Source organism: Fimbriimonadaceae bacterium (assembly GCA_019638795.1).
Classification (GTDB): Bacteria; Armatimonadota; Fimbriimonadia; order Fimbriimonadales; family Fimbriimonadaceae; genus JAHBTB01.
Genome location: JAHBTB010000002.1, coordinates 66,100 through 77,199, shown reverse-complemented (window position 1 = coordinate 77,199; position 11,100 = coordinate 66,100). Strand labels below are relative to the sequence as shown.

At 65.3% G+C, this 11,100-nt stretch carries 11 protein-coding genes; 8 read left to right on the top strand and 3 right to left on the bottom strand.

Translation table 11 applies throughout. The features are described from left to right. Positions 1–68: 68 nt before the first annotated feature. On the bottom strand, positions 69–461 hold the full coding sequence (locus tag KF857_03760; GenBank protein MBX3111101.1) for a VOC family protein: 393 nt from the start codon (positions 459–461) through the stop codon (positions 69–71). 126 nt (positions 462–587) lie between these two features. Here KF857_03760 and KF857_03755 point away from each other — a divergent pair, with 126 nt between their 5' ends. After that, a complete protein-coding gene (locus KF857_03755; GenBank protein MBX3111100.1) occupies positions 588–1,883 on the top strand; it encodes a hypothetical protein in 1,296 nt (431 codons plus the stop codon). Positions 1,884–1,887: 4 nt separating this feature from the next. On the opposite strand, the gene KF857_03750 is transcribed toward KF857_03755, so the two are convergent. Beyond that, positions 1,888–3,519, bottom strand: coding sequence for an AAA family ATPase (locus KF857_03750; protein ID MBX3111099.1), 1,632 nt, complete (start codon positions 3,517–3,519; stop codon positions 1,888–1,890). Positions 3,520–3,621: 102 nt separating this feature from the next. Continuing rightward, positions 3,622–4,782 (bottom strand): trypsin-like peptidase domain-containing protein, encoded by a 1,161-nt coding sequence (locus KF857_03745; GenBank protein MBX3111098.1) that lies wholly within the window; start codon positions 4,780–4,782, stop codon positions 3,622–3,624. 68 nt (positions 4,783–4,850) lie between these two features. Here KF857_03745 and rlmN point away from each other — a divergent pair, with 68 nt between their 5' ends. The 7 genes from rlmN (at position 4,851) to KF857_03710 (ending at position 11,096) form a co-directional block, all read left to right on the top strand. Then, positions 4,851–5,930: a 23S rRNA (adenine(2503)-C(2))-methyltransferase RlmN gene (gene rlmN / locus KF857_03740; GenBank protein MBX3111097.1), complete on the top strand. Its 1,080-nt coding sequence runs from the start codon at positions 4,851–4,853 to the stop codon at positions 5,928–5,930. A 77-nt stretch (positions 5,931–6,007) separates the two neighbouring features. Then, entirely contained in the window at positions 6,008–6,460 is a 453-nt protein-coding gene (locus KF857_03735) for a hypothetical protein (protein ID MBX3111096.1), read from the top strand. Continuing rightward, positions 6,457–7,305: a hypothetical protein gene (locus tag KF857_03730; GenBank protein MBX3111095.1), complete on the top strand. Its 849-nt coding sequence runs from the start codon at positions 6,457–6,459 to the stop codon at positions 7,303–7,305. Before KF857_03735 ends, KF857_03730 begins: the two co-directional genes overlap by 4 nt. After that, the gene (gene lptB / locus KF857_03725) at positions 7,302–8,057 is read left to right on the top strand and encodes an LPS export ABC transporter ATP-binding protein (protein ID MBX3111094.1); all 756 of its coding nucleotides are present in this window, start codon (positions 7,302–7,304) and stop codon (positions 8,055–8,057) included. Before KF857_03730 ends, lptB begins: the two co-directional genes overlap by 4 nt. Continuing rightward, on the top strand, positions 8,054–9,166 hold the full coding sequence (locus KF857_03720; GenBank protein MBX3111093.1) for an LptF/LptG family permease: 1,113 nt from the start codon (positions 8,054–8,056) through the stop codon (positions 9,164–9,166). Before lptB ends, KF857_03720 begins: the two co-directional genes overlap by 4 nt. Next, positions 9,163–10,674 (top strand): DUF3084 domain-containing protein, encoded by a 1,512-nt coding sequence (locus KF857_03715; protein ID MBX3111092.1) that lies wholly within the window; start codon positions 9,163–9,165, stop codon positions 10,672–10,674. The genes KF857_03720 and KF857_03715 overlap by 4 nt, the downstream gene beginning before the upstream one ends. Further along, entirely contained in the window at positions 10,671–11,096 is a 426-nt protein-coding gene (locus KF857_03710) for a hypothetical protein (protein MBX3111091.1), read from the top strand. The genes KF857_03715 and KF857_03710 overlap by 4 nt, the downstream gene beginning before the upstream one ends. Positions 11,097–11,100 lie beyond the last annotated feature (4 nt).

Sequence of the window (11,100 nt, the reverse complement as noted above, 5' to 3'; positions counted from 1 at the left end):
CTTGTCACGGTTTATACCGCCGGGCACGGCAGCTTTCTGAACTTTCAGAAACAATTGAAACTTCGGGACTATGCCGGGCAGAGTGGGGCGAAGAGGTCGACCAGGTTCCCGTCCGGGTCGACGACTTGGGCGTAGCGCTGGCCCCAGAAGGCGTCCCAGGGTTCGCGGCCCCCAGAATGTCCAGCGGCGACGACCCTGGCGTACAGTTCGTCCACCCCGGCCGCGGTCTGACAGTTGAACGCGAGGCCCATGCGATGGCCGACGGGCTCTTGCCAATGCGGGTCGATTTCTCGGGCCAGTTCGACGTTGTCCCACATCAGGCGGAGGCCATTGGGCAAGACCGATTCGACGTGGGGCCCCTCCATGTCCACAGGGCGGGGCACGCCCAGCAGTTCGTAGAAGCTCACCGAGGCCTCGATGTCCTTGACGACGATGCCAAGGGCGTCCAAATGGGCAGTCATGTCAAAATAGTAGACACAAACCAACTATATTGTCAAGGTCCCGACACGGTCGCCGTCGAAGAATGTCGCAACGGGAAGGGTCACGGCGAGGTAACTTTGTCTGGGTTCGTCCCGGGAAGTCTGTCGATGTCGAGCCGTCTGGTAGGTGTCGTGTTGGGCGCGGTCGGTTGCGCCGTGGTTTTGGTGGCCGTCCCGGTAGCCTGGATGAAGTCTAGCGCCCAATCTTCAGAAAGCCTGGTCAAGAAGCTCATGGCCGACCACGGTTTGCCGGTCACCACGGCCGGACTCTATCCGCCCCCGACGGCCCCGGCCGACGAGAACGCGGCGATGCTGATGGACGAAATGGCCAAGGTGTCGCGTCCTGCCGGTGCGGTGGTGGTGAAGGCACCGCCGCCGGGGGGAGACTGGGACGTCGGGCAACTGCGCCGGTCCGTGGATTCCCGGCATGATTTGATCAGCTTGGCCGAGCGTGCCGCCGCCATGCCTTACTGGCAACCGGTGATGCATGGTGAGGGCCCCTACCTCCGGATGGACCAGATATCACCCATCAGGGCCGGAGCCAAAGCCCTTGCCGAACGGGCCCGGCTCCGGGCCGCCGAGGGCGACCTTGGCGGTTGTGTAAAGGACGCCCAGTCGATCCTGGACTTAGGCGACTTGCTACGAGACGAGCCCGTCATGATCTCCGGCCTTGTCCGGGTGGCCACCCACGCCATCGCCTATCAGGTGATGGCTGAGACCTCGGGCAAGGTCCGGCGCGACAAGGCGGCCATGGACGAGTTGGTCAAGCTGGCCGCGCGCCCCGTCGTCAACGACTATCGCCGGATGTTTTTGGGGGAGGCGACCATGGCCTACCACATGGCCACCCACCGTTTTGACGCCGTGGACTACTCCCTGGACGATTCCGCTGGGAGCGCACCAGCGACAAAGCTGAGGTTCGCCAAGATGGAGCTTGACCGGCCGTATTGGGGCCCCGTTCTGGTCCGGGCGTGGGTGGATTACCTGGACCAGGCTCGAAAGCATCCGTCGGACATCGACGCCAACCAAGAGGCCTTTGCCAAGCTTGGCCGGCTTGCGCAGTCAAAGGACGACCGGCTCGATGCGTTGAGCCTGGTCTTTCCTGTCTTTGACCAAGCCTTTGTGGCGTTTCGTCGCGAGGCGGCAAAGCGCGACCTGCTCGAAATCGGACTTCGAGCGGTGCGCGACGGCGGCATGCCTCAGGTCGGTCTAACGAGGGACCCGTTCTCGCACCAGCCGTACCGGGTGGCGAAGACTGATTCCGGGTGGAGGGTCTACAGCGTCGGGCCCGACCATTCTGACGACCAGGGCATCGCCCAGCTGGACAAATCGCCTGCGTCCGACACGCCAAGGGGCGACATCGTTTTCGCTTGGGACGGAGCGAGAGCGAGCCTTCAGGGGCGGTGACCGGTCAACCGAGCTTGACCGGCAGGATCCTCAACCTGCGCTGAGGCTCTTGGCCGACGCTTTCGCTGGCGAGCCGCTTGCCCTCGGCGATCTGGTGCTGGACCTTGCGTGTGCGGGCGTCGGCGGGGGCCAGTTCGACCGGCTTGCCGGTCTGCAACACCACGTCGATCGCTTGGGTCACTTCGACGGTGGCGGCCTGGTGCCGCTCCGAGTCGGGGGCGTTGCCGCGGACCACCTCTTCGACGGCTTGGGCGATTTGGCTGAACGTGTTGCTCTTGACGACGACAGTCGGGACACCCTTGCCTAGTTCCTTGAGCCTGCCACTCTTGGTCTGGACGGTCGTGCGGATCGCAATGACCGCGTCGGCCTGGTGGATGTCGTTCGTGATGTAGGCGGGCGCCTTTTTTTCCCGGATCGCACGTTCGAGCCGGGTGCGGGCGATCCCGTACGGGTAGATGCGGACGACGTTGACCTTCTTGACGGTGTCCTTCGGGGAGGGCTCGCGGTCCGGCTTCTCACGTCCGAAGAGCCCCTTCTCTTCCTTGGCCGCCCTCCGGCGCTCGACGGGGGTGTCGTCCTGCCTGGTCGCCAGGCTGGGGAACCGTTCATTAAAGCCGGGCTCGTCCAGGTCGGGCACAAGTTCCCGTTGGACCACCTCGACGGCACCGGCGGTGCGGACCCGTACCTCGGGCCGGGGGGCGATGCCCCGCAACATCAGGTCCACCGTCTTCATCACGTTGTGGTGGACGGCCAGCTTGTCAAAGTCGAGGAGTTCGATGACGACGTCGAACGTTGGCGGGGCCTTGCGCTCCAGAACGGTTTTTTGGGTGCCGCGCCGGCGGGCCTCGTCGTCGCTGAGGGTGACCGCCTGGATCCCACCCACGAGGTCGCAGAGGGACGGGTTGAGCATCAGGTTTTCCAGAGTCTGGCCGTGGGCCGTGCCGATGAGTTGCACGCCGCGCTCTGCGATGGTGCGGGCGGCCATGGCCTCGGCCTCGTTGCCGATCTCGTCGATGACGATGACCTCGGGCATGTGGTTTTCCACGGCCTCGATCATCACCCCGTGCTGGCGCACCGGGTCGCTCACCTGCATCCGCCGCGCGCTGCCGATGGCAGGGTGGGGCACGTCTCCGTCGCCACCGATCTCATTGCTCGTGTCGACGATGACGACGCGCTTGTTGACCTCGTCCGCCAACACGCGGGCGACCTCGCGGAGTTTGGTCGTCTTGCCGACGCCGGGCCGCCCCAAGATCAGGATCGACTGCCCGCTCCGGACGATGTCGTCGATGATGTCGATCGTCCCTTCAAGGGCCCGGCCGACCCGGCACGTCAGTCCGATGACCTTGTCGTGACGGTTGCGGATCGCGCTGATGCGGTGGAGGGTGCGCTCGATACCCGCCCGGTTGTCGCCGCCAAAGGCGCCGACGGCCTTGACGACGTGGTCGATGTCGTGGTCGGACACGATGGTCTGCGGCCAACGTTCCACACTGCCGATGAAGCGGCACTCGGCGGGCCTGCCGTAGTCAAGGACGACCTCGACCAAGCTCCTCAGGTCAGGATGGACTTCGAGTTTTTCTCGGACGACCGGTGGCAGGATTTCCAGGAGTTCCGGGAGTCCGTCATGCGACCAAGACATGCGTCACTTATCATGACGCCGACAAGATGGCGATCGCACCGTCACCGAGTGCCCTATCCACCACTCTTGATGTGACCCAGCGGGTTTGCCAGGGTCGCCGGCCTAGTCGCTGGACTCCGTCAGGGTGACCTTCGCCTGCTTGACCTCTCCGGCAGACCAATACTTGACCACCACGGTGTCGCCGGGGCGCTTGGTCGTCAGAGCGGCGTTGTAGTCGTCGACGCTCGCCAGGGCCTGTCCGTCGAGAGACAGGAGGATGTCGAGCTGATGGATGCCGGCGCGGGCCGCCGGCCCGCCGACGAGCACGTCGGCCACGATCACGCCCTGGGCGGGCGGGGCGTCAGCCGCGTTGGTCAGGCGCTGGATCTGACGACGGACCCGCGACATCTGCAGCAGGCCGGCGCGACGGTCGGGCACGAGACCAGGGTCGCCGTAGCGGACCCGCCCGTCCTTGACGATGTCGCGCACTACTTCCTTGACTCGGTTGACGGGGATGGCGAAGCCGATCCCGATCGAGCCGCCGTTCGTGCTGGCGATGGCCGTGTTGATGCCGACCAGGTTGCCTTGGGCGTCAACGAGCGCGCCGCCGGAGTTGCCCTGGTTGATCGCGGCGTCGGTTTGGATACCGTCGACGAAGAGGGCGTCGTCCCCCTGGAGTGGTCGGCCCGTGGAACTGACGATGCCCAGGCTGACGGTGTTGGAGAAGCCCAGCGGGTTCCCGACGGCAAGCACCCATTCGCCGGGCTGGAGCTTGCTGCTGTCGCCGAGAGCCAAGGCCTTGGCCGAGGGATTGTCGATCTTGAGGACCGCCAAGTCTGACCGACGGTCGGTACCGACGATCCTGGCCTCATAGGCCTTGCCGTCGCTGAACGTCACCGACACAGCGTCGGCGAGAGGGCCCTTGGGCGAGCCCAGCCGGACGACGTGGTTGTTTGTGACGATGTAACCGTCGGTCGAGACCACCACACCCGAACCCTCGGCGTAGGGTTGGACGACGCGACGTCCGAAAAAGTCTTCGCCCGAAGCGGTCGTTTGAATGCTCACGACGCTTTCTAGGGCCTTGCGGGCGGGTTCCCGGAAGTCGAACCCGATGGCGCCTTCGGTCGAAGCGTTGATGAGCCTGGCTCCGGGAGGGGTAGCAAAGGTGACCCCTTCCGTCGGTCGGTGGCGGACGAACCGGTCCAGTTGGATGGCTCCGAAAACCACCGCGAAGACGGCGGCCAAGGAGCCGGCGGCGAGGACAGCTGACTTAAGGCCCTTCATCTTGCACCCTATTCCTCTTAACGACCAGTCCAGCCCGCCACGTCACCGACTGGTACACTTTTCTGACTTTGGCCTCAGACTCGACGCCGCTGGTCGGCATGACCGCCGCCGAGCTCCGCGAACTGGCCGCGAGCCTGGGTGAGCGCCCGTTCCGGGGCTCCCAGGTGGCGAACTGGATTTACAAGCGCCATGCCGCGACAGTGGCCGAGATGGCCGACCTACCCGCCGCGTTCCGTGCCCGGTTGGCCCAGGCGCACACGGTGACTGACCTGGCCCAGTCGGCCCACCGGTCGAGCAGCGACGGCGTGGACAAACTCCTCCTCCACAATGGCGACGGCCAAGTCTATGAGTGCGTCCTCTTGCCCTACGAAGACCGCGTCAGTTGTTGCCTTTCTAGCCAAGTCGGCTGCCCGATGGGTTGCACGTTTTGTGCGACCGGACTCGGCGGTTTCGACCGCGACCTTGGGGCGGACGAGATCGTGGGGCAATACCTCTGGCTCCAGCGTTTGAGCCCGCGGCGCATCAGCCACGTGGTCTTCATGGGCATGGGCGAGCCGTTGCTCAACATCAAGAACGTGGTCAGGGCCCTACGCGTCCTTCACGAGGAGGTCGGCCTGAGTTACCGCCACTTGACCGTCTCGACCGTCGGCCTTGTCCCCCAGATCCGGCAGTTGGCGTCCCTCGGACTGCCGATCAATCTGGCTCTCTCGTTGCATTCGGCCGTCGACGAGGTGCGCAGCCGCCTCATGCCCGTCAACCAGCGCTGGCCCGTCGCCGAGGTGTGGGGGGCGATGAAGGACTATCACCGGGCGACCGGTCGCAAGGTGACCGTCGAGTACCTCCTGATCAGCGGGGTGAACGACACCGTGGACCAGGCCCAAGCCCTCGTCAAGTTGGTGAAGGGGACTCCGACAGTGGTCAACTTGATCCCGTTCAACTATGTCGACACGAGCCAAGGTTTCGCCCGTCCCGGCAAGGAACGGGTCAGGGCCTTCCGGGCGGTGTTGGAGGCGGCGCGGGTCAATGTGACCGAGCGGGTCGAACGGGGCCACGACATCGCCGCGGCGTGCGGGCAGCTTGCCGGACAGCACACCGGCCGGTTCGCGAGGAGGGGCCGGGCATCCACGCTACCGCTCGCTTCACGCTGATCGCACTCGGTCTGCTGGGCGGATGTTCGACTCCGCAACCGAAGCCGACCCCGGAGAAACCCAAAGAGGCGGTGGGCATGCCGGTGGCTTCTGGGCGGGTGACGATCACGGCGCGCGACGCCGCCGGGGAAGTCGCCTGGGTCGTCCACGCCCGCGAGAGTTCGGGCGAGATCGTGGGCCACGCCTCGACGATGACCCTCACCGGGGTCGAAGGGGAGCTGCGGTCGAAGGGGAGGGTCGTCAGCACGTTTGCCGCCGACGCGGCCGATGCGGACCAGGCGACGCGGTCGCTCGACCTGCGCGGCCACGTGGTGGTGCGCAGCATGCCGGACAAGGCCGAAGGCAAGACGCCCGCCGAGCCCCTGACCTTGACCGCGGACCGGGCCAAGTGGCTGGACGACCGCAAGGTCGTCGCGGCCCAGGGTAGCGTATGGGTTCGTTCGTCCGTCTACGAGATGGGCGAGTACGCAGAGCTATGGGCGACGGAAGACCTCGGCAAGATCGGCACGCCCGACAGGTTCGCACGATGAAGACCCGCTCGATCCTTTCCTTCGCCGCGGTGGCGGTGCTGGCGGTCGCCTTTGCCCAATCGGCGGGCCAGGCAGGCAGCTTCAAAGACCGTGCGGGCAAGTTTGGCGTCAACGGGATCCTTTCACCGTCGGTCGAGTCAGACCCGCGGAAGGGGACGCTCCACTTCGATTTCGCCGGCAAGCCGCTGACCGGGTTCAGCAAAGACCAGGGCCTACAGTTCCGCGCCCTCCGCGCCGAAGGCGACCTCCTCAAGGTGGCCTCGGCTTACAACGTCCAGGCGGTGACCCTGACCGGGGACGTGTGGTTGAAGGTCACCCAGTCGGACGCGAGGACCAAGGGCTCAAACGAAGTAGAGGCCAAGTCGGCCCAGTTGACCGTCGTCGACGGGGCAGAGCAGGCCAAGGTCACTTCGCCGGGGGCGATCACGGTGACGTCGATCGGCTCCGGGCAAGGCACGAGGCGGATCGACCTGAAGGGGCCGAACGCGACGATGACCCTGGACCCGCTCACCCAGAAGTCGGACGACCCCCTTCGGACGGTGTTGATGACCGGTGGGGTGACGGTCGTCGTCGACAGTGTCGCGGTGGACAAGGACGGGAAGGAGAACAAGGTCTCCCTCACCGCGACGGGGAGCCGCCTCACGTACGACCGGGCGACCCGCGAGGTGGTCCTGTCGGGCGACGTCAAGGTGTCGGGCACGAACACAAGCCCCGGCGACGGGCAAGACATCGTGTTCAGCGGCACGCTTTCCGGCAAGGAGTTCCGGCTCAAGATCGACAAAAACAACGAAGTCGCCGGTTGGTCGTTGGGTCAAGGCAAGGCGGGATTTCGCGAGGGCGGATGAGAATCCGGGCTGAGAACCTGGTCAAGGTGTACAAGCGCCGTCGCGTGGTGGACGACGCTTCGATTGAATTTGACCAAGGTGAGATCGTCGGTCTGCTGGGCCCGAACGGGGCGGGGAAGACGACCACGTTCTACATGGTCACCGGCTTGGTGAAGCCGGACGGTGGGCGGGTCTGGTTCGACGACCGCGACGTGACGAGGTGGCCGATGTACCAGCGCGCCCGGGCGGGGGTCGGATACTTGGCCCAGGAGCCGAGCGTCTTCCAAAAGCTCTCGGTCGAGGACAACATCCGGCTGGTCTTGGAGATGAACCATGTCTCCGCGAAAGAGGCCGACGATCGGGTCGCCCAACTCAGCGAGGACCTGCACATCACCAAGATCCTCAAGTCCGAGGGTGGCGTCCTGTCCGGTGGCGAAAGGCGAAGGGTGGAAATCGCCCGGGCCTTGGCGACCCGGCCCAAGTTCATCTTGCTTGACGAACCGTTCACGGGTATCGACCCCGTCACGATCGAAGAGCTTCAGATCATCATCGCCCGGCTGGCCAAGCAAGGGATCGGCATCTTGATCACCGACCACAACGTCGAGGCGACCCTCAACATCACCGACCGGGTCTACATCCTCATCGACGGCAAGATCATCGCCGAAGGCGACCAGGACTCGATCCGTGACAACGAGTTGGTCCGCCGCCACTACCTGGGCCAGGGCTTCGACAAGATCAGGGGCGGTGCCGGGCGGCAAGACGAGGCGCAGTGAAGAGGCTCGACTTCCTGGTCGTGAAGGAAGTGGCCCCCATGTGGGGGTCGAGTTTCTTCTTGTTCAGCGTCTTGATCTCGGCGGGGCAGTTCCTTTTTGAACTCACAAACCTGATCAGCCAGGGCGCCCCGTTCGCCAGCGTCGTCCAGTTGGCCCTCTACATCCTGCCCGGCATCTTGGCCAAGAGTTTTCCGATGGGGATGCTCCTGGCGACGCTGCTCGCCTTCGGCCGGTTGAGCGGGGACAGTGAGATCGTCGCCCTCCGGGCCGGGGGCGTCAGCTTGGGCCGGATCATGTTGCCGGTCGCCGGTTTCGGCCTGCTTGTCTCCCTCATGACTTTCGGTTTCAATGAAGTCGTGGTGCCGTGGGCGTCGACGGGGGCGATCAAGGTCCGGGCGGGCATCGAGGGCTCACTGCAGAAGGCCCGGCAGCAGAGCGCCTCGCAACCGTTCTACCAAGACGACCGGCTCGTGGGGTTCATCAACGCCGAAAACGTCGACCTCCGCACCCAGACTCTGAGCGGGGTCACGGTGGTCTATCTGGGTGACGACGGCCAGCCGGCGTCGGTCCTCCAGGCCGGCAAGCTGCGCTACACGGACCTGAAGGATTGGGAGATCATCGGCCAGGCCCGCGTCTATGACCTGAAGTCGAGGGGCGACGTCCTCTTGGAAGAAGGGGCCTGGCCCCGCGGGCGGGAGAAACCGGCCGTCAGCCTCGACGACATCATCTCGCGGACGCTCCGCGACCTCGACGTCTACAACATGGGGCAGATGCGCGAGCGGATCGCGCGGATGCGGGCCGACCCAAGCCATGACAAAGCCCAACTTGCGAACCTGGAGTTCGGGTACTGGAACAAGATCGCCATCCCTCTCGGCGCCTTGGTCTTCGGACTACTGGGTGCGCCTCTGGGCATTCGGCGGCATCGGGCCGGGGCGGCGACCGGCTTCGCCTTGTCGGTCGTGATTATTTTCGGCTACTTTATGTTGACGAACGTGCTCGCGGTCATGTCCAAGGGCGGGATCGTGCCGCCGTGGGCGGCCAGCTTTGTGCCGGTGGTCGTTGGCGTGGCGTCAGCGGCCTATCTGATCAGACGACGGAACGTGCAGTGAACCAAGGGATTGTCTTCGCGGGGGTGTTGGTGCTGGTCGGCGGCGCGGTCGCCGCCCTCGGCGACACCATCGGCCGCAAGCTGGGCAAACAGCGGCTGCGTATCGGCCGCCTCCGTCCCAAGCACACCGCCGTTGTCGGCACCTTTTTGGCGGGGATGTTCGGCACCCTGCTCACCGTGCTGGTCATGGCGATGTTCAGCGAGCCGGTGAAGGTCTGGCTGCTGGAGGGCGACAAGGCCCGTCGGGAGTTGAGCGGTCTGCAAAACGACCTGAAGAACGCCCAGGGCACCGTGCTCCAGACCAAGGAGCGGCTGGGGACGGTGTCCAAGGAGTTGGCGGGCCAGGCGGAGAAGCTGAAGACGGCCCAAGACAACGTCAAGAGCGCCCAAGCCCAGGCTGACGAGTTCAAGGCCAGGGCGGCCACCTTCAAGGACAACGTCGTCGCGGTCAAGAAGGACTTGGCAACCGTGAAAGCCACCCTGGCCACGACCGGGGCAGACCTGAAGGCGGTGCGCGAGAGGATCGAACAGGCCAAGGTCGCGCAGGCCCGCATCGTCGGGGACAACACGGCGATCCAGGCCCAAAACCTCAAGCTGACCCAGCAGAACGCCGTGCTGGAAGGCGACTTGGCCAACCTTCAGGCCCAGATTCCCGTGCTGGACGCCAAGATCAAGGAACTTGAGACCGCCAAAGACCTCCTGGACAAAAGCTACAACGAACGGCTGAAAAACAACCAGGCCGACTTGGCGAAGGCCAACAAGGAGTACCAAGTGGCCCGCCAAGAGCTCGAAGACGCCAAGAGCGACCTTGAGTCGGTGCGCGCCCAAATCCGCAACCTTGGCAACGCCCAAGTGAACGCCCGCACCAGCGCGGTGATCTACAACACCGGTGACGAACTGGCGCGGGTGGTGGTGCCCGAGCAGAGCACGGAGGCGGAGGCGCGGAACGCCTTGCTCGCCGCCCTGCGGGCCGCCGAGACCGACGCCTCCGCGAAGGGTGCCCAGGCAAGCCCGACGAGCACGTCGGCGGTCGGTTTCATCCCCTTTGAGATCGGCAACCGGACCGTCTCGGTAAAGGACCAGGAGCAGGACGTCGTGCGGAGCCTGGCGGGCAAGCGGACCCCGATGGTGCTCCTGTTGCATTCACCGCTCAACGCCTTCCGAGGTGAGTTCGTCTGGGTGAGGCCGACCGTCCTGCCCGACCCCGTCGTCTATCAGGCCAACGACCTTGTCGCCGAAGGGCAAGTGGACGGGCGATTGAGCCAGGCCGAAGTCGCCCAGCAAGTCTTGGACATCGTCAACACCAAGATCCGGGACGCCGCGGTGCGGCGTGGCATGATCCCCGCCGTGGGCCGGGACATGCCGCTCGGCCAAGTGACAATGGAGCAGATCCTGACCATTGTCAACCAGGTCAGGGCCAGCGAGAAGACCGTCCGCGTCCAGTTTTTGGCGGCCCAGGTGACGCGGGCGGCCGAGCCTCTGCGTCTTGTCCATCGGTTGCGCTTATGAGGACGCTCGGCGACAAGACGGTCCTGGCCATCGACCCGGGGCGCAGCAAGGCCGGCATGGCCTTGGTGACCCGGACTGAGAGCGGGCAAGTGCACCTCGCCTGGCGTGCCGTCGTCCCCGCCCCCCAGGTCGTCGAGAAGGTGCGCGAGGTTCAGGAGCGACAACCGTTCTCGATGGTCGTCGTCGGGTCGGGCACCCAGTCGCGGGCGACGGTCGAGGCTTTGCGCGAGGCCTTCCCCAGCATCGGTATCCTCGTCGTGGACGAGAAGGACACGACGATCCAGGCCCGTGAGCGGTATTGGCAACACAACGAGAGGCCGTGGTGGCGCAGGCTCGTTCCCGCGACGCTTCAAGTGCCGCCTGAGCCGGTGGACGATTTTGTCGCCCTCATCCTTGCCGAGCGCGTGCTCGACGTGGATTGACGCG

Excerpts from the sequence above, each read along its gene's own strand:
- KF857_03735 (MBX3111096.1), top strand. The coding sequence starts at position 6,008 with ATGCCGGTGGCTTCTGGGCGGGTGACGATCACGGCGCGCGACGCCGCC.
- KF857_03710 (MBX3111091.1), top strand. The coding sequence starts at position 10,671 with ATGAGGACGCTCGGCGACAAGACGGTCCTGGCCATCGACCCGGGGCGC.
- KF857_03750 (MBX3111099.1), bottom strand. The coding sequence starts at position 3,519 with ATGTCTTGGTCGCATGACGGACTCCCGGAACTCCTGGAAATCCTGCCA.
- lptB (MBX3111094.1), top strand. The coding sequence starts at position 7,302 with ATGAGAATCCGGGCTGAGAACCTGGTCAAGGTGTACAAGCGCCGTCGC.
- KF857_03745 (MBX3111098.1), bottom strand. The coding sequence starts at position 4,782 with ATGAAGGGCCTTAAGTCAGCTGTCCTCGCCGCCGGCTCCTTGGCCGCC.
- KF857_03730 (MBX3111095.1), top strand. The coding sequence starts at position 6,457 with ATGAAGACCCGCTCGATCCTTTCCTTCGCCGCGGTGGCGGTGCTGGCG.
- KF857_03760 (MBX3111101.1), bottom strand. The coding sequence starts at position 461 with ATGACTGCCCATTTGGACGCCCTTGGCATCGTCGTCAAGGACATCGAG.
- KF857_03755 (MBX3111100.1), top strand. The coding sequence starts at position 588 with ATGTCGAGCCGTCTGGTAGGTGTCGTGTTGGGCGCGGTCGGTTGCGCC.